The organism is Georgenia sp. H159 (assembly GCF_035607575.1).
Lineage (GTDB): Bacteria > Actinomycetota > Actinomycetes > Actinomycetales > Actinomycetaceae > Oceanitalea.
On record NZ_JAYDZY010000005.1, the window covers coordinates 96,210 to 119,732 of the forward strand.

The window sequence follows — 23,523 nt, forward strand, 5'->3', positions numbered from 1 at the left end:
AGGGTGCCCCCGTGAAGATTCTCAGCGTCGTCGGAGCGCGTCCCCAGTTCGTCAAGCTCTCACCCGTCGCCCACGCGCTCGAGGCGGCAGGCCACGAGCACGTCATCGTCCACACGGGCCAGCACTACGACGCCGCCCTGTCCGACGTCTTCTTCAGCGACCTCGGCATCCGACCCCCGGACCTCAACCTCCACGTCGGGTCCGGCTCCCACGCGGAGCAGACCGGGGCGATGCTGCCCGGTCTCGAGCGCGCGATGCTCGAGCACCGTCCGGACTGGGTCCTCGTCTACGGGGACACGAACTCGACCGTGGCCGCCGCGCTGGCGGCAGTGAAGATCCACCAGCCGGTGGCCCACCTCGAGGCGGGCCTGCGGTCCTTCAACCGGCGGATGCCCGAGGAGCACAACCGTGTGATGACGGACCACGCCGCGGACCTGCTGCTGGCACCGACGGCTGTGGCCGTCGAGCACCTGCGCTCGGAGGGGCTGGGTGAGCGGACCGTGCACGTCGGTGACGTCATGGCTGACGTCCTCTACCGCGTCCGGGACGCCGGCCTTGCCCACGGACCGGTGCCGCTCGCGAGGGGCGTGGGCGCCGGCGACTATCTCGTCGCGACGATCCACCGCGCGGAGAACACCGATGACGCAGGTCGCCTCTCGGCGATCGTCGATGCGCTCGCGGGGCTCTCCCGACCGGTTCTCCTCCTCGCTCACCCCCGCCTGCGTGACCGCGCCGCCGCTGCGGGTATCGCGCTGGACGCCGGGGCGATCACGGTGCTGGAGCCGCAGCCGTACCCGCGCCTGGTCGACCTCGTCGCCCGGTCCGCCGGTGTGGTCACCGACTCCGGGGGACTGCAGAAGGAGGCCTTCCTGCTGCGGGTCCCGTGCACCACGCTGCGCCACGAGACGGAGTGGGTGGAGACCGTCGAGCTGGGCTGGAACGTGCTCGACGGTGATCTCACGGACGTCGCCGCGCACGCGCAGCGTCCCACGCCGCCCGCGACGGACGCCGCACCCTACGGCCGCGGTGACGCGGCCGTCCGCGTGGTGGAGGCCCTGACCGGCGCCCTGCGGTCGTAGGCGGACGTCCGGTGGGAGCCGCGGGCGTTCGAGAAGGCTAGTGCGTCGCCCGTCCACGCGGTGCCACGATGGGGCCGGATGACGTGCGACACACCGGGAGGCCGACGATGGACCAGCGGGTCAGCTTCATCACCCTGGCAGTGCGTGACCTCGACGCGAGCCGCCGCTTCTACCTCGACGGCCTGGGGCGGACGGCGGCCGTCGACGTCCCGGGTGAGGTGGTGATGATCAGCGTCGGTGAGCGGGTGGTGCTCTCCCTGTGGGACGAGCAGGCCTTCGAGGCGGAGGTCGGCCCGGTCGCGCGCGGCAGCGGTGTCCCGCCGGTCACGCTGGCGCACAACGTGGCCACGGAGGAGGCGGTCGAGGACGTGCTCGCGACCGCCCGCGCGGCGGGGGCGTCCGCCGTCGGCGTGCCGACCCGCCGCGAGTGGGGCGGGTACACGGGCTACTTCGCCGACCCCGACGGCTTCCGGTGGGAGGTCGCGTACAACCCCGACCCGATCGGCCGCAGCGTGCTGCCCTGAGCGCTCGCCACGACGTCGACCGTGCGGGGCGCGCCGGTGGGCCCTCACCGCACTCGCGCCCGACGCTCACCCGCGACCCCGCGGCTGGTCGATATCGTGGCCCCCGGGACCCGGACCTGCCGGGCCGAAGCTGAGGAGCACCATGCGTATTGCGGTCGTCGCCCTGGGGAAGATCGGTCTGCCGTTGGCGGTGCAGTTCGCCGATGCCGGTCACGACGTGGTCGGTGTGGACGTGGCGCAGTCGGTGGTGGACCTGGTCAACGCGGGCACCGAACCCTTCCCCGGTGAGGCGCACCTGGCGGACAAGCTCGCCGAGCTGGTCCCGGCGGGGCGGTTGCGGGCGACGACGGACTACGGGCAGGCGGTACCGGGTGCCGACGCGGTCGTGGTGGTGGTCCCGCTGTTCGTGGACGAGACCACGGGCGAGCCGGACTTCGGGTGGATGGACGGCGCGACGCGGTCGCTGGCCGAGCACCTGACCCCGGGGACGCTGGTGTCGTATGAGACGACGTTGCCGGTGGGGACCACGCGGGGGCGCTGGAAGCCGATGATCGAGGAGATCTCGGGTCTGGTCGAGGGCCGTGACTTCCACCTGGTGTTCTCCCCGGAGCGGGTGCTGACCGGGCGGGTGTTCGCCGACCTGCGTCGCTACCCCAAGCTCGTCGGTGGGCTGGACGAGCGGGGCGCGGTGCGGGCACGGGAGTTCTACGAGGCGGTGCTGAGCTTCGACGAGCGCCCGGACCTGGCGCGCCCCAACGGGGTGTGGGACATGGGCAGCGCCGAGGCCGCGGAGATGGCCAAGCTCGCCGAGACGACCTACCGGGACGTCAACATCGGGCTGGCCAACCAGTTCGCGGTGTTCGCCGACACGGTCGGGATCGATGTGTACGCGGTGATCGAGGCGTGCAACTCCCAGCCCTACTCCCACATCCACCGGCCGGGGATCGCGGTGGGTGGGCACTGCATCCCGGTCTACCCGCGGCTGTACCTGTCCACCGACCCCGACGCCACGATCGTGCGCACCGCGCGGGCGCACAACGCGGGGATGCCGGCCTACGCCGTGGGCCGGGCCGCCGAGCTGCTCGGTGACCTGGATGGGCTGCGGGCCGTGGTGCTGGGCGCGGCCTACCGCGGCGGGGTCAAGGAGACCGCGTTCTCCGGGGTCTTCGCCACCGTGGAGGCGTTGCGTGAGCGCGGGGCCCGGGTGCTGGTGCACGACCCCATGTACGACGACGCCGAGCTGGCCGCCTTCGGCTGGGAGCCCTACCACCTGGGCCAGCCCGTCGACCTGGCCGTGGTCCAGGCCGACCACGGCGCCTACCGCGACCTGACCCCCGCCGACCTGCCCGGGGTGCGGCTGCTCGTCGACGGCCGCCAGGTCACCGACCCCGCCACCTGGACCGGCACCCCACGCATCGCCATCGGCGCCGGCAGCTGACGGGCGCCCGATGAGCTGGTGGGCGCTGCTGCCGGGCGCAGCCGCGCTGGCGGCACTCGCCGCGGTGCCCGGGGTGCTCGCGCTGCGGGTGCTCGGGGTGCGCGGCCTCGCCGCCCTCGCCGGCGGCGTGCCGGTGACCGTCGCCGGGCTCGGCGTGCTCAGCATCGCCTACGCGCCGCTCGGCGTCCCGTGGCGGCTGCCCGCCGTGCTGGTGGGGCTCGCAGCCCTCCTCGCTGCGGCGTGGGCGCTCGGTCGGCTGGTGGGACGAGCGGACGGCGCTACCCGCCTCACCGCACCGTCCGCGGTCCCCGACGACGGAGCGCGATCCGCGGCACCTCCCACCGGCCTCGACGACGTCACCTGGCGGCCCGGACCGCTCGGCACCCGCAGCGCCGCCGCCGTCGCAGCGGCCGTCCTCGCCGGCTTCCTGCTCCTCGCCGCACCGTTCGTCGCCGCGCTGCCGTCCCCCGACGCCCCGCTGCAGCAGTGGGACGGCGTCTTCCACCTCAACGCCCTGGTCACGGTCCGGGACACCGCGACCGCCACGCCACTGGGCGGGCTGGCCCCGCTCTACGGTGACGGCACGCTGGCGCCCTACTACCCGACCGGCTGGCACGCCCTCATGGCGGTGGCCCCCGGCCTGGCCTCGGTGCCCGCGGCGACCAACGTCGGAATCCTCGTGCTCGGTGTCGGCGTGTGGCTGGTGGGCCTGGCCGGCCTGGCGCGAGAGGTCTTCGCCAGGCAGGCCCTCCCCGCCGTCCTGGCCCCGCTGCTGGCGGCGAGCTTCGTCGCCTTCCCGGCGGTCCAGCTCGGCGTGCTGGGCCAGCTCGCCCACGGCCTGTCCACCGCGCTGCTGCCCGGTGCGCTGCTGCTGGTGGTGCGAGCGGTGCGCGCCGCGGAGTGCCGGGCGGGCTGGGGGCCCGTCGCGTGTCACGCGGTGGCGGCGGTCGTCGCCGTCGGGGGCGTCGTGGTGGCCCACGCCAGCGGGATCTTCTCCCTCGCGGTGCTCGCGGGACCGGTGGTGGCCGGCGCGGTCCTCGCCTGGGCGGTCCGGCGGGTGCGCGGCGGGCGCAGGGTGCTCGGCGTCGGCGCCGTCGTCGCGCTGACCGGCGTCGTCGTGGCGGGGCCCGTGGTGGCGGCGAACCTGGACGCGCTGTCCGTCGTCGTGGGCTTCGAGCGGGCCAGCGGCCGCACCCATGCCGCGGCGCTGCGCGAGGTGCTGTTCGACCAGACCCTGACCTTCGACTACGCCCACGACGGTGTCTGGCAGCACCTGGCGATCACGGCGGCCACGCTGGCCGGAGGCGTGCTGCTGCTCCTGCGGCGACGCCACCGGTGGCTGGTGGTGGCCTTCGTGCTCGCGGTGGGCCTCGCGGTGCTCGCGTCCGGACCCGAGGACCACCCGCTGAGGTGGCTCGCGGGCTTCTGGTACACGCAGGCGGGACGCATCGCGCCGGTGGCTGTCGTGCCCGCGGTCCTGCTGGCGGCCGTGGCGCTCGCCGCCCTCGTCCGGTGGGCCCGTGCCAGGTCGGCGGCCGGGGTCGCCCTGGCGGCAGTTCTCGCCCTCGTCGCGGTGTCCGTGGCGGTGCGGCTGCCGCTGCAGCACGGCGTCGCCGCCAGTGCGTACGCCCCGAGCGAGCTCGCCTGGGGGACGATGGCCACGGACGAGGAGCTCGCGATGATGCGGCGCGCCGCCCGGGTCCTGCCGGCAGACGCCGTCGTCGTCGGCGACCCGTTCAACGGTTCCGCGCTGCTGCCGGCAGTGGCTGGCGTGGACGTCGTCTTCCCCCAGCTCGGGCCGAGCGGCATGTCCGACGCCCAGGTCGTGCTGCGGGAGGGACTGTCGGACGTGCACGACGACCCTGCGGTGTGTGCCGCCCTCGCCGATGTGGGTGCCACGCACCTGTACCAGGACACGGCGCTGGAGGCCGACGGCGCCAAGCGCGGTCCGCCCACCAGGGCCATGGAGGACGTCGACGTCAGCACGGGGTTCGTCGAGGTCGAGTCCGCCGGCACGGCCGCCATCTACCGCATCGAGGTGTGCGACTGAGCGGCGCCCGGACAGCATATTCTGGGCGGCGATGAATACAGCGGCGGTGCGTGTGGTGACGGTGGCCTTCAACCCGGGCCGCGAGCTGGAGTCCTTCGCCTCCTCGTTGCGGGAGGCCACGGCCGGCGAGGTCACCCTCGTCATCGTCGACAACGGCTCGGAGCACGACGTCGTCGACGACGTCGCCCGTCGCTTCGACGCCCAGGTGGTGCGGCCCGGTGCCAACCTGGGGTACGGCGCCGCCGCCAACCTGGGCCTGCGGGACGGCGAGGAGCCCTGGGTGGTGGTTTCCAACCCGGACATCGTGTGGGAGCCGCACGCCCTCGACGCCCTGCTCGACGCCGCCACCCGCCACCCGCGCGCAGGGTCGCTCGGCCCGCGGATCCTCAACACCGATGGCACGGTGTACCCCTCCGCCCGGGCGATCCCGTCGCTGACCCAGGGAGCCGGGCACGCCCTGTTCGTGCGGCTGTGGCCCGGGAACCCCTGGACCAGGCGCTACCACCAGCGCCAGGAGCAGGTGCAGCTCAGCGAGCACGCCGTCGGCTGGCTGTCCGGGGCGTGCCTGCTGCTGCGCCGAGCAGCGCTGGACGAGGTGGGCGGCTTCGACGAGACCTACTTCATGTTCTTCGAGGACGTCGACCTGGGGGAACGGCTCGGGCGAACCGGCTGGCACAACGTCTTCGTGCCGACGGCGCGGGTCGTGCACGACCAGGGCGCGAGCTGGCGCGAGCGGCCCGCGGCGATGATCCGGGCGCACCACCGCAGCGCGGAGCAGTACCTGCACCGGCGCTACCCCGGGTGGTACCGGCTGCCCCTGCGTGCGGCGATCTCGGTGGGTCTACGCGGACGGGCGTGGCTGGAGACGCGCGGCTCCCGGTGACACCGGCGCGCCTCCGGGGTGCTACTGGCCCTGCTTGGCGTACTTCGCCTCGACCTCCGCCTTGCGCGGGCGCCACCAGGACTCGTTCTCCCGGTACCACTCGATGGTGTCCGCCAGCCCGGAGCGGAAGTCGGGGAACTGCGGCTGCCAGCCGAGCTCCTCGCGCAGGACGGTGTTGTCGATCGCGTACCGCAGGTCGTGGCCGGGACGGTCGGCGACGTGCTCGTAGTCACCGGGCTCGTGGCCCATGAGCTCGAGGATGAGCTCGATGACCTCCTTGTTGTTCTTCTCCCCGTCGGCGCCGATGAGGTAGGTCTGCCCGATCCGGCCGCGGTCGATGATGTCCCACACCGCCCGGTTGTGGTCGCGCACGTGGATCCAGTCGCGCACGTTCTGGCCTGCGCCGTAGAGCTTCGGCTTGACACCGTCGATGAGGTTGGTGATCTGCCGGGGGATGAACTTCTCGATGTGCTGGTAGGGGCCATAGTTGTTCGAGCAGTTGGAGATCGTGGCCGCGACGCCGAAGGAGCGGACCCAGGCCCGCACGAGCAGGTCCGAGCCGGCCTTGGTCGCCGAGTACGGGCTCGAGGGGTTGTACGGGGTCTGCTCGGTGAACTTCGCCGGGTCGTCCAGCTCGAGGTCGCCGTAGACCTCGTCGGTGGAGATGTGGTGCAGCCGGGTCCCGTGCCGGCGCACGGCCTCCAGCAGCGCGAACGTGCCGGTGATGTTGGTGTGGAGGAACGGCGAGGGGTCGTTGAGGGAGTTGTCGTTGTGCGACTCCGCAGCGAAGTGGACGACGACGTCGGACTCCGCCACCAGCGGGTCGACGACGTCCGCGTCGGCGATGTCACCCTCGACGAACGTGATCCGGTCGGCCACGTCCGCCAGGGAGTCCCTGCTCCCGGCGTAGGTGAGCTTGTCGAGCACGGTGACGGCGACGTCGGGACGGTCCTGCAGGGTCTGATGGACGAAGTTCGCGCCGATGAACCCCGCTCCGCCTGTGATGAGTGCGCGCACGCCGGCTCTCCTCCTGTTGTCTCCACACGGTCCAACCCCGAATTATGCCCCGGACCGGTGCCGCCCAGCACCAGGCCCGTGACGGCCCGGCGGGCCACCGAGTGCGAGGCCGGGCACCGCCGGGCACCGACCGGTCCCGTGAGCGCCCCGCCGCGGTGGGTGCTGCGACGGTCGGTAGGCTGGCTCGCAGTGCGGGGGTGCAGAGGCAGCGGGAAGGGACGTCATGACGTGGGTTGAGACCGTGCCCACGGCTGCGCTCCTCCTCGTGGTGCTCGTCGTCCCCGGGTGGGTCTACGTCCACGCGCTCGGCGTGCGGGGGCTCGTCGCGCTGGCGGCCGCACCGGCCGCCACGGCAGGTGTCCTGGGCGTGCTCACGGTGGCCCTGGGTGCGGTGGGCCTCGCCTGGTCCCTGCCGGTCGTGGTGACGGCCCTGGTGCTCGTCGGTGTCGTGCTGACCGTCGGCGGCCGGATCCTGCTGAGGGGCTCGCGTGCGTCGGGGCGGCCGCGGCTGGGCCCGGGACCAGCGGGGCTCGTCGCGGCCGGTGTCGCTGCGGGGACCGCGCTCGTCACGGTCGCGTTCGCGGACGCCGTCGTCACCCCCGACGCCGTCCCGCAGATGCACGACTCGCTCTTCCACCTCAACGGCGCGGAGCTCGTCACCCGGACCGGCGACGCGTCGCCGCTGGGCTCGATGCAGGGCCTGTACGGGCAGGGCCGCGGCGGCGGGTTCTACCCGACGCTGTGGCACGCGCTCGTGGCGCTCGGCGCGAGCGTGAGCGGCGTCGTGCCGGCCACGAACGTCCTGATCGTCGTGGGCGTCGTCCTCCCCTGGATGCTCGGTGTCGCGGCGCTCGCCCACGTCGCGGCCCCGCGGCACCCTCTCGTCGCCTCCCTGGCTCCCGTGGTGGCTGCGTCGTCGGTCGTCTTCCCGACGGTGGCGGTGATGTTCAAGGGGATGTACCCGTTCGGGCTGGGAGTCGCGCTCACCCCGGCCACCCTCGCCCTCGCCGCGGCCGTCCTCCCGCAGCTGCACCGGGGCGGATGGACAGCGGTCGAGGCGCGCCGACGGGGTCGGCTCGGGCCGTGGCTGGCGCTGGCCCTGGCCGCGGGGGGCGTCGTCCTCGCGCACAGCAGCGGCCTCGCCGCCCTCGGCTTCCTCGGGGCCCCCCTCGTCGTCGTCGCATGCTGGCGCGCCGGCAGACAACGACGGCGGGCTGGGCAGCAGCTCCTGGGGTGGGTCCTCGCACTCGCCCCGGTCGTCGTCCTCGGGCTCCTCGTGGCCGCGGTCTTCACGGTCCCCAAGCTCCAGGCGATGGCGGGCTTCTCGAGCCCCGAGGGGTCGCGTGTCGACGCGCTCCTGCACGTGCTGCTCGGCTCCACCCCGCAGGAGACGGCCGGCAACCTTGCCGTGGCGCTCCTCGTGCTCGTCGGTCTCGTGACGGCCTGGCTCAACGCCCGCTGGCTCGCCTGGGCGTGGCTCGTCGCCCTCCTCCTCTTCGTCGCCGCCTCCGGCCCGGACGGCGCGCTGCGCACGCTCACGGGCTTCTGGTACAAGTCGCCCGACCGTCTTGAGTCACTCCTCGTGACCGTCTCAGCGGTCCTCGGCGCGTGGGGCGCCGTGGCCGTCGGCAGGGCCGTCCTGGTGGCCGTGCCGAACCGGCGCACCGGGGACCGCGGTCCGGTGGGTGCCGGTGTGCTCGCCGGAGCGGTGGCGGTCGTGGTCGTGCTGGTCGCTGCGCTGAGCTCGGGCACCTTCAGCGCGCAGGAGCGGGCGGGGACGACCGCGAGCGCCTACCGGCCCGAGGAGATGGTCCACCCGCCGTGGGCGACGCAGGACGAGCTCGACTTCATCAGGGAGCTCGACGACGTCCTGCCGGAGGACGCGGTCGTCGTGGGCGACCCGATGAACGGCGCCTCCCTGGTCCAGGCGCTCACCGACAGCCGGGCTTACCTGCCCATCCTCGGCGAGTCCGCGTTGTCGACGGACCAGCGGTACCTCCAGGAGAACTTCCACGACATCGGCAGCGACCCACGCGTGTGCGAGATCCTGCGGGACGGCGGCGTCGAGTACTTCTACCGGGACGAGTCCGTGCCGTACGGACGGCGCAGTCTCGCGGACATGCGCCCGGGCCTGTACGACGTCGACGTCACGTCCGGGTTCGAGCTGCTCGCCTCCTCCGGAAGCGCCGAGGTCTACCGGATCGTGGCCTGCGGCTGACTCAGGGAACCGTGCTGGGACGGACGTCGACCTGCGGCTCGGTGTGGAGGTAGCCCACCGTGCGGCCCTCGGTGACGACGGTGAAGTGCGCCGCCCGCGCGGCCCTGTCGACGTCGCGTCCGGAGGCGTCGCGCAGCGCGACGTTGACGGAGTAGTCGCCCTGGGCGATCTGCAGCGCCGGCAGTGTGATCGTGAAGGTCGCGGTGCCGTCCACGGTGGGCAGGTCCTGCTCGAGCAGCCGGGTGTCCGTGGCGAAGATGACCTGCCCCAGGGGTGTCTCGATGGAGGCGCCCAGCGTCCACCCGGCCAGCGGCTCGGGCACGGAGATCGAGCCGGTGATGCTGAGGTCGTCACCCGGGCGCAGCGAGAGCGGGGCGCCGTCCCGGCCGGGAGCGGACAGGGTCACCGAGTGGAGCCGGCTGCGCCGCGTCCCCGCGGTGACGCCGTGCTCGGCATCGGTCTCGGCCTCGCGGGCCTCCCGGTCGGCGATGTCCTGGTCGATGCGCTCCTCGTAGTCGTGCCGCAGCCGGCGCAGCGCCTCCCGCGGGGAGCCGTCCTCGACGACCTGCCCGTGCTCGAGGACGACCGCCCGCGTGCACAGCTCGGTGACCTGTTCGGCCGAGTGGCTCACGAGCACGATGGTGCGGCCCTCGGCCTGGAACTGCCGGATCTTGTCCATGCACTTGCGCTGGAACGGCTCGTCGCCCACCGCGAGGACCTCGTCGACGAGGAGCACGTCCGGGTCCACGTGCACCGCGACGGCGAAGGCCAGCCGGACGTACATGCCCGAGCTGTAGAACTTCACCTGGGTGTCGATGAACTGCTCGATGCCCGAGAACTCGACGATCTCGTCGAAGTGCCGGTCGGTCTCCCGCGAGGTGAGCCCGAGGATCGAGGCGTTGAGGTGGACGTTCTCCCTGCCGGTGAGGTCCGGGTGGAAGCCGGCGCCCAGCTCGAGCAGCGCCGCCAGCCTGCCGCGGAGCAGGACCTGACCGGTGGTGGGCTGGATGATCCCGCCGATGGTCTTGAGCAGCGTGGACTTGCCCGAGCCGTTGGGTCCGACCAGGCCGATGCTGGTCCCGGCCTCGATCGCGAGGTCCACCCCGCGCAGCGCCCAGAAGTCCTCCTTGTGCTTGGCGGACCGGCCGGCGTTGACGATGCGTTCCTTGAGGGACTTCTCCTTGCGGATGACGAAGCGCTTGGAGACGTCACGGACGTCGACGACAGTGGTGCTCACGTCACAGCTCCTGGGCGAAGTCGCGCTGCATCCGGGCGAAGAGCCGCTGCGCGAGGATGAGGAGGACGGCGCCGACGGCGAGCGCCACCAGCAGCCGGAGGGCGTGGTCCGGGGGGAACGCGGTCGCCGGGCCGCTGATCCACACCGAGCGCTGGAACCCGAGGGTGGCGAGGGTGATCGGGTTGAGCAGGTAGATGTTGGCGAGGGTGTCGGGGATCGCGTCCGCGACCATCGCCCACGAGTAGACGATCGGGGAGAGCCAGAAGCCGACCATGACCGCGACCTCGACGAGGTACTGGATGTCCCGGAGGTAGACGTTGGCGGCCGAGAGGACGAGCGCGAAGGCGGTGCCCCAGGCGAGGATGACGAGCAGCGCCAGCGGGAGGTAGAGCAGGCGTTCGTCGAGGACGAGGCCCCGGACGAGCGCGGCGGCGACGACGAGGATCCCGAGCTGGATGAGGAAGTTGAAGACCGCGGAGCCGACGACGCTCAGGGGGAAGATCTCGCGCGGCAGGTAGATCTTCTTGACGATGCCCGAGTTGGCGAGGATGGACGCGGTGCCGCCCTGGACGATCTCCGCGAACAGCGTCCAGGCCGTGATCCCCGCGAAGACGTAGATCGCGAAGTCCGGGATGGCCCGGTCCGCGCCCAGCACCCGCCCGATGGCCAGGTAGTAGATCGCGAGCTGGACGAGGGGGCGTGCCAGCGACCACAGCAGCCCGAGCGAGGAGTCCTTGTACCGCGCGCGGAGCTCGCGCCGGACGAGCATGTCGAGGAGCTCACGGCGCTGCCAGATCGCGGCGAGCGACTCGCGGGCGCCGCTGACGAAGCCGTTCTGCGGGCTGGCGGGACGCAACGGCTCCTGCGCGAGCGCTGCCGCCCGGGCCTCGGCTTCTTCGTTCACGTCTCGTTCCTCCACTGGGTCCACCGGGACGGGCGACATCGGCATGCCCGTGGTGGCCGGGCACCCTGGCGCGACGCCCGCAGCACGACGGTCCTCAGCGGTCGTCCGTCTTCCAGCGGCCCACGATAGACCGAGTGATGCCGCGACCACGACGCACGAGTCGCCGCAGACGGCGGTCGAGCGTGCGCTCCAGGGCGGCCCGCAGCACGGCCGTCTCGCTCTGCAGGCCCTGGATGTGGTTCTCCAGCCCCCCGATGTGCTCCTGCGCACGTCGCAGGTGCGTGCTGTGGGAGTCCAGCTCGCTCCGGAGCTCGGCGTTGGCGGTCCGGAGCGACGCCGCCACGCGGGCGTTCGCGGCGATGAGGTGGTCGCGGTTGCGCAGGGCCTCCTCGCGCTGCTCGGCCGCGAGGACGACGACCTGGCGCGGGCTGGCCGGGTCCGTGGGCGACGGCGGCGACGGGGTCGTGGTTGCGTCGGAGCGCTCCTCGGCGTCCTCCTCACCCGCGAGGGAGGCGATGCGGGAGAAGGCGTCGTGGACCGCGGCGCGGTCGGCGGCGACCAGCTCGGAGAGCGCCGGCGGCTCCTGCTCCACCCGGGCGAGCGCGTCGCGCAGCGAGTGGTCGTCGGAGAAGAGCCAGTCGGTGAGACCCCGGTCGGCGAGGAAGTCGCGGACCTTGCGCTGGTCGGCGGTGACGAACGGCACGCCCTGTGCGTAGGCGAAGAACGTCGCGTGCAGGGAGGAGACGACGACGTAGGACAGCTGCCCGATGACGGAGTGCAGCTCCAGCGGTGACAGCCGAGGGAGGTCGATCGCACGCGACCTGTCGAAGGGCAGGGCCGCCATGAAGGAGTCGTCGTAGTTGTAGTGCGTGAAGGGGATGAAGACCTTCGGGTGGTCGATCGCGTCGACCGCCTCGACGAGCTCGGGGCACAGCTGCAGGGCGTGGGGGACCACGTGGATCCCGACGACGGGCTCGTCGCGGGGGAGACCGTCGATCTCCACGTGCTCGGACTCCAGGGTGATCGTCGCGTCGGGCAGCAGCTCGGCGTCGGGGACGACCGACCGCAGGTGCTCGACCTCGGCGGAGGTCCGGGCGCTGACGAGGCGGTACTCCTTGAGGTAGTCGAGCTCGTCGGCGTCGGGCCACACGCCCGCCGCGTTGAGGACGGCCGGTCCCTGCACGCGGAACCGGTCGTAGAACGGGTCACCGGCGGGGCGGATGAGATCTCCGCCGCCGACGACGACGAGCTGGTCGTGCGCGTCGACGGGTTCGAAGGGGCTGAGCACCTCCGGTCGGGCCACCCCGTGGCGGGCGAGCTCCTGCGCGACCGCGATGCCGATCGCCCAGTCGCCGGTGTTCGGGCTGATCGAGTCGTAGAGCGAGCGCACCACTGCTGACGCCACCTTTCCTCCTGCCCTGCGCCGGTGCGCGGGCGGACATCACTCTAGTGGCCGGGTCGAGGAGCGGTCCCGGCCACGTCCGGTCCGCCCCCACCCGGCCCTGCCCGCGACGCAGCCACGGGCGCTCCGCGCACGGTGAGCTCGCCGGGGCGGGGGAGGGAGCCACCGCAGCAGCCGGGACCCGGCGGCTAGACTCCCCGGGGCACGGTCCGGTGTCATGGCCGGGACCGCCGCGGAGCGGGAGGTAGGAGATGGGCAGGAACGACGCGACGGAGGACGACGCCGCGACCGGCACGGCCGCGAACGGGCTGGCCGCACTCGTCGGGACCGGCACGACGGTCCTCGTCGTGGGCACGGCCCCGGCCGCGCTCGCCGAGGAGCTGCGCGGACGCGGCAGCGACGTCACGGTCCTCGAGCGCCGTCCGACACCCCAGCACGACGACGCCGAGGCTGCCGTCGGAGGCGGCGCGGACTGGGCGAGCGAGCTGGGGGCCTGCACGTTCGACGTCGTCGTCCTCGACGACGGCGCGCTGTCCGGTCCCGGTGACGCGACCCCGGCGCTGGCAGCCGCTGCGTCACGGCTGCGCCCGGGCGGGACGGTCGTCGTCCAGGCCCCCGACGGACCGGTCCGGCTGGCGCGCGCGGACGGAGGCACCGTGGCCCCGCAGGGTGCTGCCGCGGGAGACGACGACGAGGTCGCCGAGCTCAAGCACCGCCTGCTCACCCTGCGCGACCACGTCATCGGCCTGGAGGCGACGACCGCCACGGCCCGGGCCCAGGCGGCCCGAGCCCAGCGCGAGGCCCAGCAGCAGCTCGAGGAGATGGCCGCGTCCGCCACCTGGCGCGCGGGCCGGCTCGCCGTGGCACCCGCCTCCTGGGCGCGGCGCCGCATCGCGGGGCGCGGCTGATGGGCCACCCACTCCTCTCCGTCCTCACCCCGGTCTACGACCCGCCGCTCGACGCGCTCCGGCAGATGATCGCCTCGGTCCGGGAGCAGACGTTCTCCTCCTGGGAGCTCATCCTGGCCGACGACCGCTCCACCGACCCCCGGGTGCGGGAGGTGCTGCGCAGCGAGGCCGAGGGCGACCCGCGCGTCGTCGTCGTCGAGCGGGAGCACAACGGGGGGATCGTCGCGGCGTCGAACTCGGCGCTGGACAAGGCGCGCGGCGAGTTCGTCGCGCTCCTCGACCACGACGACCTCCTCGTCGAGCACGCTTTCGACCGCGTCGTCGCGATGCTCTCGGCCCACCCCGAGGCCGACTACCTCTACAGCGACGAGGACAAGATCGACGAGACGGGCCGGCACTACGACGTCTTCCGCAAGCCCGACTGGTCGCCCGAGCGGCTCCGCGGCCAGATGTACACCTCCCACCTCTCCGTGCTCCGCACGTCGCTCGTCCGTGAGGTCGGTGGCTTCCGCGCCGGCTTCGAGGGCTCGCAGGACCACGACCTCGTCCTGCGGGTGACCGAGCGCGCCCGGCAGGTGCTCCACCTGCCCGAGGTGCTCTACCACTGGCGCGCGCACTCCGGGTCGACGGCCAGCGACTACGGGGTCAAGTTTCACGCGTGGGAGGCCGGGCGCCGAGCCGTCCAGGACCACCTCGACCGGGTCGGGATCGACGGACGCGCCGAGCTCGGCGCGCTGCCGGGCACCTACCGCCTCGAGCGGACCGTGCCCGAGGGCACGACCGTCAGCGTCATCATCCCGACCAAGGGCTCCGCCGGGCTCGTCTGGGGCGAGCGCGGCGTGTTCGTCACCGAGTGCGTCAGGTCCCTGCTCGAGCGGACCGGTGAGGAGCTGTCCGTCGAGATCGTCGTCGTCCACGACGACGACACCCCACCCGAGGTGCTCGCCGACCTGCACCGGATCGCCGGCGACCGGCTCGTGCTCGCGCCGTTCAGCAGCCCGTTCAACTTCTCCGAGAAGTGCAACGTCGGCTACCTGGCCGCCAGCGGGAGCATCCTCGTCTTCCTCAACGACGACATCCGCATCTCCTCCGACGACTTCCTCGCCACCCTTGTCGGGCCGCTGAGCGAGCCCGACGTCGGACTGACCGGCGCCCGGCTGCTCTTCGCCGACGGCACCCTCCAGCACGGCGGGCACCAGTACGCCCGCGGGGACATCACCCACGCGTTCCTCGGCGTCGACGGCACCTGGGGCGGCCCGTTCTCCGAGCTGACGATCAACCGCGAGTGCTCGGGCCAGACCGCGGCCGCAGCGGCGGTGCGCAGGGAGGTCTTCGAGGACATCGGCGGGTTCTGCGAGGCGCTGCCGGGGAACTTCAACGACGTCGACCTGTCGTGGAAGATCGGCCACCTCGGGTACCGGACCGTGTGGGTCGCCGGCGCCTCGGCCTACCACTTCGAGTCCCGCACCCGGAAGCCCACGGTGCACGAGTGGGAGTACCAGTTCATCACCACCCGGTGGGACTTCTCGGGGAACGACCCCTACATGCCCGTCGAGCACACGGCGCCCTGGCGCCCTCAGGCGCGGCCGTGAGCCGGGTCCTGGTCGTCACCCTCGACACGGTGGCGCAGCGGATGGCGGGACCCGCCATCCGGGCGTGGGAGATCGCCTCCTTCCTCGGGGCGCACCACGAGGTCGAGCTCGTCACCTTCGGTGCCTGCGAGCGGTCGGCCGCCACCTTCACCGCACGCCGCACCACCCCGTCGCAGTTCCGGGACGACGTCGGGCGGGCCGACGTCGTCATCGTCCAGGGCTACCTCATGCGCGCCTTCCCGTGGTTGCGCGCCGCGTCGCAGGCGCTCGTCGTCGACCTCTACGACCCGTTCCACCTCGAGTCGCTGGAGGTGGAACGGGGCAAGAGCCACGACCAGCGGGCCTCCTCGACCGAGAAGGCACTGGCCGAGCTGACCGCGCAGGCCCGCCGCGGCGACTTCTTCCTGTGCGCCTCCGCCAAGCAGCGCGACTTCTGGCTCGGGCACCTCGCCGCGACCGGCCGCGTCAACCCCGCCACCTACGACGACGACCCCTCGCTGCGCCGGCTGCTCGACGTCGTGCCGTTCGGGATCACGTCCGAGGCGCCCGTCCGCGCCGCCGGGGCGCTCAAGGGTGTCGTCCCCGGGATCGGCGTCGACGACCACGTCATCGTGTGGGGTGGCGGCGTCTACAACTGGTTCGACCCGGCGACCGTCATCCGGGCCGTCGACCGGCTGCGCGTGACCGTGCCCTCGGTGCGGCTGTACTTCCTCGGGATGAAGCACCCCAACCCCGACGTGCCGGAGACCGTCGCCGCACGCGGTGCCCGTGCCCTGGCGGACGAGCTCGGCCTCACCGGGCGGTTCGTCTTCTTCAACGACGACTGGGTGCCCTACGACCGCCGCGCCGACTACCTCCTGGACGCCGACATCGGGGTCAGCGCCCACTTCGACCACGTCGAGACCGCGTTCAGCTTCCGGACCCGGATCCTGGACTACCTCTGGGCGGGCCTGCCGGTCGTGTGCACGGCGGGGGACGCCTTCGGTGACCTCGTCGCGGCCGAGAACCTCGGCCGGGCCGTACCGCCGGAGGACCCCGCGGCCCTGGCCGCCGTGCTGGAGGAGCTGCTCACCGACCCCGCCGAGCGTGCCGCCGTCGCCGAGAACGTCCGGCACGCCGCCGAGCGGTACCGCTGGCCCGTCGTCCTGGAGCCGCTGGCACGGTTCTGCGCCGACCCGCGCCGTGCCGCCGACGCCGACCGGCCACTCCGCGCGGCCACCTTCCAGGACGCCGGCCCGCTCACCCGGGTGCGGGAGGACGCGACCGCGGCCGTGCGGCTGCTGCGCGACGAGGGACCGGCCGCCGTGGTCCGCAAGGTCCGTGCCCGCCTGGGACGGTAAGGACCGCCGTGGCTGACGGCTACGATCGGCCGGTGCGTGTCGTCCAGGTGTCTGCCCACTTCCCGCCGAACTTCGTCAGCGGCGGAACCCTGGTCCCGCACCGGGTGGCCCGCGCGGTCGCCGAGGCCGGGCACGAGTCCTACGTCTACGCCGGGCACCTCGACGAGCACCGGGAGCCGTTGAGCACCTGGACCGAGGACGACGACGGCGTCACGGTCCGCTGGGTCTCGACGACGCCGTGGACCGGGTGGTCCGACCCGCGCAACAGCCACAACCCCGAGGTCGAGGCCGACTTCCGGGGGTGGCTCGAGGAGGTCCGGCCGGACGTCGTCCACGTCCACTCGGTGCAGACCCTCGGTGGCTCGCTCGTGCGGGCGGCCAAGGACGCGGGCGCCGTCGTCGTCGTGACGATGCACGACTTCTGGTGGTTCTGCGCCCGTCAGTTCCTCGTCACCACGGACCTGCGGCCGTGCTCCCTCGTCGTCGGGTGCGGCACGTGCCCGTGCGCGGTGGACCACGACTGGCTCGTCGAGCGGGACGAGGCCCTCGCCCGCCACCTCGACGCGGCCGACGTCGTCCTCGCGCCGTCGGCCAGTGCCGCGCGGGTCCTCGTCGCGAACGGCGTCGACCCGGGCCGCGTCCGGGTCGACGAGAACGGGCTCCCCGCCCTTCCGGAGCCACCCGGCGCGCGGCGGCGCGACGCCGCGGTGCGGTTCCTCTTCGCCGGCGGGGCCGACCCCATGAAGGGGGTCACCGTCCTGCGCGAGGCGCTGCGGTCGCTGGGGGACCTGCCCGGCTGGACGATCGACCTCTACGGCGTCCCGGACGACGGGAGCCTGCCGCCCGCAGCGCGGTCCCGCGCCGCCTACGACCCGTCCGAGCTCGCGACGATCCTCGCCGAGCACGACGTGCTCGTGCTGCCCTCGATCATGCGCGAGTCGCACTCCATCCTCACGCGTGAGGCACTCAGCGCGGGCCTGGCCGTCATCTGCACCGACACCCTGGGTCCCGAGGAGGCCGTCGCCGACGGCGTCAACGGGATGGTCGTGCCCGCAGCCGACGCCGCGGCACTGGCCGACGCCATGCGCCGGGTCGTCACCGACGACGCGCTCGCGGACCGGGTGATCGGCGCCGGCCCCGTCGCGCCGCCGCGCGACTTCGCCGACCAGGCAGCGGGGCTGCTCGACCTGTACGCGGAGCTCACGCGCCCGCAGGCCGGGACGGTCGACGGTCCCGCCGAGCCCGGCCCCGTCCGGCGGGTACTCTTCGTCGTCGGGATCCAGGGCGCCCCGCTCCGCTACCGCGTCCACCTGCCGGCCGAGGGCCTGCGGCTGCTCGGGGTCGAGTCCGTCACCCGCCACTACCGGGACCCGGACCTGTGGCAGGAGATGGCCTCGGCCGACGCCGTCGTCCTGTACCGGGTGCCGGCCACCCACCAGGTGCTCGACCTCCTCGACCGGCTGCGGGCACGGCGCCCGGCAGTGCCGGTCGTCTTCGACATCGACGACCTCATCTTCGACCCCGGCCTGCGTGGGCAGGTCGACGGGCTCTCGGGCCTGTCGCCGGACGAGGAGGAGCTGTGGTGGCGCGGGGTGGCGCGGTACCGCACCACCATGGAGCGGGCCGACCTGTACATCGGCAGCACACCCGAGCTGTGCCGTCAGGCCACGGCCGTCACCGGCCTTCCCGCCCGGCACGTCGCCAACGGCGTCGGCGCGCTGCTGGCACAGGTGAGCGACGACGCCGTGCAGCGCCCGCGCACGCCCGGCCCGCCCCGCCTCGGCTACTTCTCCGGCACGACGACGCACGACGCGGACTGGGCCCTGGTGGAGCCCGCCGTGCTCGCGGTGATGCGGGCCCGGCCGGACGTCGAGCTCTGGCTCGGCGGGCACCTGCGGTCCACCCCGGCCCTGGAGTCCGTCGCCCCACGGGTCCGCCGCCTGCCGTTCGTGCCGTGGCACGAGCTGCCCCGGCTGCTGCGGGACGTCGACGTGGCCCTGGCCCCCCTGACCGGCTCCCGCTTCAACGAGGCCAAGTCGGCCATCAAGTGGCTGGAGGCCGCACTCGTCGAGACACCGATGGTCGCCACGCCCACGGAGCCCTTCCGTGAGGCGGTGGAGGACGGACGGACGGGTTACCTCGCCGAGGGGCACGAGCAGTGGGTCCAGGCCCTCGGGGCGCTGCTGGACGACGCGGTGCTGCGGCGTCGGCTCGGCACGCGGGCGCGCCGCGAGGCGCTGCTGCGCTGGGCTCCGCACCTCCAGGGACGGGCCTACCTGGACGCCGTGAAGGCGGCGGCCGAGCAGGTCGCGGTCCACGGTCCCCGCCGGCCGACGGGCTGGGAGCCCGTCGCCGACGACGAGCCGCTGTCCGCGGCCGACGCCTACGTCGAGCCCTACGCCCTCCCCGCGCGCCGCGGCCGGGCACTGCGGCGCCTGGCGGGGGCGGCGCCCGTGCGCGCCGCGCGCGCCGTGCAGCGGGTCTATCGCGCCGGCGGCGCCCTCGCCGTCGCGGCCCGGGTGGCCTCCCGGCTGCGGCGGGGGCGTCGATGAGCCCGCGACGCCGGCCCGACGCCGGGACCCTGGTGGCGTGGCTCGCCCCCCTCCTCATCGTCCTCGTCATGGTCGGGCCCTCCCTGTTCGGGCTGCGTCTCTTCGCCGCCGGGGACCTCATCGACAGCCGTGCCGCGCCGTGGGTGGAGAGCACCACGGTGGAGGAGGTCCGCAACGTCTGCGTCTCCGACACCGTGGACTCGGTCATCCCGTCCGCGCTGGAGTTCCGGCAGCGGGTGGCTGACGGCGACCGCGCACCGCTGTGGGACGACGGCGCGTCGGCCGGCGCGATGCTCGGCGCGGCCCCGCCGCAGGGGGTCGCCTCCCCGCTCTTCCTGGCGACCCTGCCGTTCTCCGATGCCTCCTTCACCGGCTGGCTCAAGCTCCTGGAGATCGTCACGGCGGTCACCGGGGTGGTGCTCTGGGCCCGTCGCCTCGGCCTGTCGACCGCGGCCGGAGCCGTCGGCGGGCTGGTGTTCGCGACCAGCGGCTTCATGGTCATGTGGACCAACTGGCCGCAGACGCGCACCGCGGTGTTCTTCCCGCTGCTGTTCTGGGCGCTGGAACGCATCGTCCAGGACCGCACGGTGCGCTCGGCACTGCCACTGCCGTTCGTCGTGGCCGGCCTCGCGCTGGGCGGCTTCCCGGCTGTCGCCGTCCACGCCGTCTACCTGGGGGCGGCCTACGCGGTGCTGCGCCTCGTCGTCGCCAACCGCGCCGACGGCACCCCGGGGGCCTGGCGCCGGTGGGGCAAGGCGCCCGTGCTCGCCGCAGCGGGGGCCGCTCTCGGCGCCGTGCTCGTGGCCTTCCAGCTGCTGCCGTGGCTCGAGCAGCTCAGCGCGACGGACCTGGGCTACCGCGAGAACATGTGGGCCTTCACGTTCGGCGTGCGGGAGATGCTCACCGCGGCCTACCCCCAGGCGCTGGGGACGTGTGCGAGCGACGCGCTCCGGTGGGGGAGCGTCATCCCCGTGGAGGGGGTCTCGTTCATCGGCGCCGGTGCCCTCGTGCTGTGCGTCGCCGCGCTCGTCCTGCCGAGCGCGGGCAGCAGGATGACCGGTGTGCGGCCCTTCTGGCTGCTCGCCGGTGGCCTCACGTTCGCGGTGACGTTCCTCGGAGGTGCCCTCAACCAGGTGCTCAGCCTGCTGCCGCTCATGGACAACTCCCCGATGCACCGGATGCGCGGCATCGGCGGGCTCATGTTCGCGATGCTCGCGGCTGCCGGCTTCGAGGCGGTGCGGCGCTCCGCGCGCACCCGCCGGGTGCTGCCCTGGCTCGGTGTCGTCGCCGCACCCCTCCTGCTGGCCGCCGCGGCCTACGCGGCGTACCGGCTCGCTCCCGAGCCGGCAGCGTGGGCGCAGGTGCGCACGTCGGTGCTCCTGGGACTGGCCGCCGGTCTCGTGGTGGCGCTCGCGTGGGCCTGGGTGATGTCGGGTCTGCGGGGACGGGCGGTCGCCGTGGTGCTGATCCCGCTCGCCCTCGCGGCGGACGCGCTGCTCTTCACCGACGCCTTCTGGCCACGCACCGAGCCGGACCTCCTCTACCGGGACACGGTCACCGACCGGTTCCTGCGCGAGAACCTGGGCCACGACCGGATGGTCGGCGTGGGCTACGCCTACTGGAACGGCGCCAACAAGGTGGCCGGGGTCCGCTCCCTCTCGGGCCACACCTTCGTCCCCCCGGAGTGGCAGGAGCTGCTCGAGGCGATGGACGAGAACATGTTCCTCACGCCGACGAACCACACGCTCTCGAGCCTGCCCGCACTCACCGACCCCCTCCTGGACCGGTTCGCGGTGCGCTACGGCGTCGTCGACCTCACCGCACCCCCGGTGGGGGAGCTGCAGGGCGACGGCGAGCAGGACCCGTCACGGACGGTCGTGCTGCAGGACCGGCCGGCCACCCGCGAGCTCGCGCCCGTGGGGCTGCGAGGCGTCGCCGTGGAGGTCGCCGAGCCGCTCGGGGACGTGGCCGAGTCGGCGGACCCGGCGCAGCTCCTGGTCGAGGTGCGCGACGGCACCGGTGAGGTGGTGGCGACGGCCGAGCGGCGGGTGCGCGACAACCTCGCCGGGCTGGTCACGATCCCGGTCGACGGCGAGCACCTCGCGACGGCCACCGGTCCGCTCACCGTCGAGGTCAGTGCCGTCGGCAGCCCCGAGCTCGTCGTCGTGGCGGGTGCCGACGGTCCCTGGGTGGGGGCCGTCACGGCGACCGACGACGGCCTGGACCTGGTGCTGACGCAGGACGCGCAGGTCTACGAGCGGTCCGCCCCGATGCCACGGTTCCGGTGGGCCGAGGAGGTGCGTGCCTGCGACGAGGAGTGCGCGGACGTGCTCGCGGGGCTGCCGGATCAGGTCGCGCTCCTCCCGGAGCAGGACGCCGCGCGGGTGGCGTTCGACGGGCTCCCTGCCGTCGTCGACGTCGAGGCCGACACCGCCGACCACAAGCGGGTGCGGGTCGCTGCCGACGGGGCGGGGATGCTCGTCGTGGCCGACGCCTTCCAGGACGGCTGGCACGCCTACGTCGACGGGGAGCCCGTCGACCTGCTCCGCGCGGACCACGCCCTCACGGGGGTGGCCGTGCCCGCGGGCGAGCACGTCGTCGAGCTGTCCTACGAGCCCGTGGGCTGGTCGGTGCTCCCGTGGGTGGCCGTGGTGACGGCCGGGGGGCTCGTCGTCCTGTGGGTGCTCATCGCCCAGCGCGGACGCCGCCGCTGAGTCGGGACGCCGAGCGTCCGGTCACCACCGGCCTCGGGGTGGTCATCGACGTGAGTGCCGGGGACCCGCAGGCTGAGCCGGCTCGGGCGTGGTCACCGCTCGACCCACCAGGGCGAGGGCGAGGAGGCCGGTCGCGCAGGGCAGGAGAAGGATCAGCGCGATGCCAGAGGTGCCCAGCGCGCTCCACACCTCCCATCGGCCCAGGGCGTCGCGGACCGGCTCACCGGCCTGGTGGTAGAAGCCCTGGAACGCGACGGCGAGCCCGTAGGCACCCAGGGCCACGGAGCCGACCGGCACCGCGAGCAGCAGCGCCGACCGCAGACCGGCAGGCAGCCGCGAGCTCACCGCATCCGTCGCGATACCGACGCAGGCCGCGAAGGCCGTCGCCCCGATGAAGAGGTAGCGGCCCTGAAGGCCCGCGAGGTACCCGCCGTTGACGAAGGCCTGCCACGCGCCGTACAGGAGGATGAGCAGCGTGAAGAAGGGCAGCAGGAGCAGGATCGCGAGCGGCAGCCGCCCGGCCCGGTGCATGACCAGTGTCACGACGACGGCGAGAAGGAGCATGACGCTCGCGACGTAGGACAGCCAGAGGGGGATGGACAGCTCCATCCACCCGTAGTTGCCCCAGGCGCTGGAGACGATGCCTCTCCTCGCGCCGACGAGGAGCGCCGTGACGTTCGGCTCCACGCCGGTGTCGAGGTAGGGCCGTGGCGGCATCCCGGCCGGCTGGACGACGCCGTAGCGGATGAGGTTGCGCAGCCACCACCAGCCGCCGACGGCGAAGGCGACCGCCAGCGCCACGAACGCGGCCCCCCAGCGACGCGGCGGCCGCGGGTTCTCCCGGTGACCGAGGACGAAGGAGACCGCGACCACCGGGATCGCGGCGAGCAGGAAGCCCTTGGTCAGCAGTCCGACGCCGAGGACGAGGCCGGTGCCGATGACGAGGGGCCACGTGTGACGTCGCGTCAGCGCGAGCGATGCCAGCCACAGCACGGCGCCCGCCGAGAGGTTGGTGAGGGCGTCGTTCGTCACCGCGCTGTTGATGTGTGCCAGCTGGCTCACCCCGGTGAGCGAGACGGCGGCAACGAGGGCCGCCCGGGACGATCCACCGAGGTTGCGGGTCGTGGCCGCCGCGAGCGGCACCAGCCAGACGACGAGCAGGGCGCTGAGGAGCCGCACGGCCAGCAGCTGCTGGTCCCACCGCCACCCCTCGCCGCCAAGCAGCTTGAGGACGCCGGCACCGAGGGCGTAGTAGGCCGGCGGGTGCTGGGTCATCTGGTCGACCGCGGGTGAGCTGCTCCCCACAGGGAGCTCGACCTCGCCGATGACCGCGCGATCGGCCGGGTCGCCCGGGTCGAGCTCGACGAAGAGCGGCTGCCCGGTACGGGTCTTCTCACCCGGGAGGATCGCCGCCGACTGGCGGATGAACGGTTCGTCGACGGGTGCCCAACCGGCCTCGTCGACCGCCACCCGGACACCGTCTGAGATCACCGCAGCCTGGGGCTCCGGCCAACCCCCGCCCTCGAGAAGACGAATGACGGAGTTGAAGTGCTGCGGCTCGTCCGGTGCCCGGAATGCCGGGGTGAGTACCGCCCAGAGGACGAGCAGTGAGCCGAAGAGGGCCGTGATCGCCACCACGGAGCGGCGATAGGTCACAGGCGACAC

16 protein-coding genes are annotated in these 23,523 nt (G+C 73.5%); 11 read left to right on the top strand and 5 right to left on the bottom strand.

Annotated elements, in window-relative coordinates:
* Positions 1-11 precede the first annotated feature (11 nt).
* The 5 genes from wecB to VR894_RS07935 all read left to right on the top strand — a co-directional run bounded on the left by wecB (position 12) and on the right by VR894_RS07935 (position 5,974).
* Positions 12-1,079, top strand: a complete 1,068-nt coding sequence (gene wecB, locus VR894_RS07915; protein WP_324650835.1) for a non-hydrolyzing UDP-N-acetylglucosamine 2-epimerase — start codon at positions 12-14, stop codon at positions 1,077-1,079.
* Between the two features lie 107 nt (positions 1,080-1,186).
* Positions 1,187-1,603, top strand: coding sequence for a VOC family protein (locus VR894_RS07920; RefSeq protein WP_324650836.1), 417 nt, complete (start codon positions 1,187-1,189; stop codon positions 1,601-1,603).
* Between the two features lie 142 nt (positions 1,604-1,745).
* Positions 1,746-3,041 carry a nucleotide sugar dehydrogenase gene (locus VR894_RS07925; RefSeq protein WP_324650837.1) on the top strand — a complete coding sequence of 432 codons (1,296 nt, stop codon included), beginning with the start codon at positions 1,746-1,748 and terminating at the stop codon, positions 3,039-3,041.
* A 10-nt stretch (positions 3,042-3,051) separates the two neighbouring features.
* On the top strand, positions 3,052-5,091 hold the full coding sequence (locus VR894_RS07930; protein WP_324650838.1) for a DUF6541 family protein: 2,040 nt from the start codon (positions 3,052-3,054) through the stop codon (positions 5,089-5,091).
* 31 nt (positions 5,092-5,122) lie between these two features.
* Positions 5,123-5,974: a glycosyltransferase family 2 protein gene (locus tag VR894_RS07935; protein WP_324650839.1), complete on the top strand. Its 852-nt coding sequence runs from the start codon at positions 5,123-5,125 to the stop codon at positions 5,972-5,974.
* A 21-nt stretch (positions 5,975-5,995) separates the two neighbouring features.
* On the opposite strand, the gene rfbB is transcribed toward VR894_RS07935, so the two are convergent.
* On the bottom strand, positions 5,996-6,991 hold the full coding sequence (gene rfbB, locus VR894_RS07940) for a dTDP-glucose 4,6-dehydratase (RefSeq protein WP_324650840.1): 996 nt from the start codon (positions 6,989-6,991) through the stop codon (positions 5,996-5,998).
* A gap of 223 nt (positions 6,992-7,214) precedes the next feature.
* On the opposite strand from rfbB, the gene VR894_RS07945 reads away from it, so the two are divergent.
* Entirely contained in the window at positions 7,215-9,209 is a 1,995-nt protein-coding gene (locus VR894_RS07945) for a DUF6541 family protein (RefSeq protein WP_324650841.1), read from the top strand.
* 1 nt (position 9,210) lies between these two features.
* On the opposite strand, the gene VR894_RS07950 is transcribed toward VR894_RS07945, so the two are convergent.
* The 3 genes from VR894_RS07950 to VR894_RS07960 all read right to left on the bottom strand — a co-directional run bounded on the left by VR894_RS07950 (position 9,211) and on the right by VR894_RS07960 (position 12,755).
* Complete coding sequence (locus VR894_RS07950) at positions 9,211-10,446, bottom strand: ABC transporter ATP-binding protein (protein ID WP_324650842.1); 1,236 nt, start codon at positions 10,444-10,446, stop codon at positions 9,211-9,213.
* 1 nt (position 10,447) lies between these two features.
* Positions 10,448-11,350, bottom strand: a complete 903-nt coding sequence (locus VR894_RS07955; RefSeq protein WP_324650843.1) for an ABC transporter permease — start codon at positions 11,348-11,350, stop codon at positions 10,448-10,450.
* Between the two features lie 94 nt (positions 11,351-11,444).
* Positions 11,445-12,755 (bottom strand): polysaccharide pyruvyl transferase family protein, encoded by a 1,311-nt coding sequence (locus VR894_RS07960; RefSeq protein ID WP_324650844.1) that lies wholly within the window; start codon positions 12,753-12,755, stop codon positions 11,445-11,447.
* A gap of 248 nt (positions 12,756-13,003) precedes the next feature.
* On the opposite strand from VR894_RS07960, the gene VR894_RS07965 reads away from it, so the two are divergent.
* From VR894_RS07965 to VR894_RS07985, 5 genes are read left to right on the top strand one after another with little or no spacing between them, the layout of a single operon-like run.
* On the top strand, positions 13,004-13,660 hold the full coding sequence (locus tag VR894_RS07965) for a hypothetical protein (protein WP_324650845.1): 657 nt from the start codon (positions 13,004-13,006) through the stop codon (positions 13,658-13,660).
* Complete coding sequence (locus VR894_RS07970; protein ID WP_324650846.1) at positions 13,660-15,252, top strand: glycosyltransferase family 2 protein; 1,593 nt, start codon at positions 13,660-13,662, stop codon at positions 15,250-15,252. The genes VR894_RS07965 and VR894_RS07970 overlap by 1 nt, the downstream gene beginning before the upstream one ends.
* Positions 15,249-16,592: a glycosyltransferase family 4 protein gene (locus VR894_RS07975; protein WP_324650847.1), complete on the top strand. Its 1,344-nt coding sequence runs from the start codon at positions 15,249-15,251 to the stop codon at positions 16,590-16,592. Before VR894_RS07970 ends, VR894_RS07975 begins: the two co-directional genes overlap by 4 nt.
* Positions 16,593-16,624: 32 nt before the next feature.
* A complete protein-coding gene (locus VR894_RS07980) occupies positions 16,625-19,144 on the top strand; it encodes a glycosyltransferase (protein WP_324650848.1) in 2,520 nt (839 codons plus the stop codon).
* Positions 19,141-21,858 (top strand): YfhO family protein, encoded by a 2,718-nt coding sequence (locus tag VR894_RS07985; protein WP_324650849.1) that lies wholly within the window; start codon positions 19,141-19,143, stop codon positions 21,856-21,858. The genes VR894_RS07980 and VR894_RS07985 overlap by 4 nt, the downstream gene beginning before the upstream one ends.
* A gap of 42 nt (positions 21,859-21,900) precedes the next feature.
* On the opposite strand, the gene VR894_RS07990 is transcribed toward VR894_RS07985, so the two are convergent.
* Complete coding sequence (locus VR894_RS07990; RefSeq protein WP_324650850.1) at positions 21,901-23,523, bottom strand: DUF2142 domain-containing protein; 1,623 nt, start codon at positions 23,521-23,523, stop codon at positions 21,901-21,903.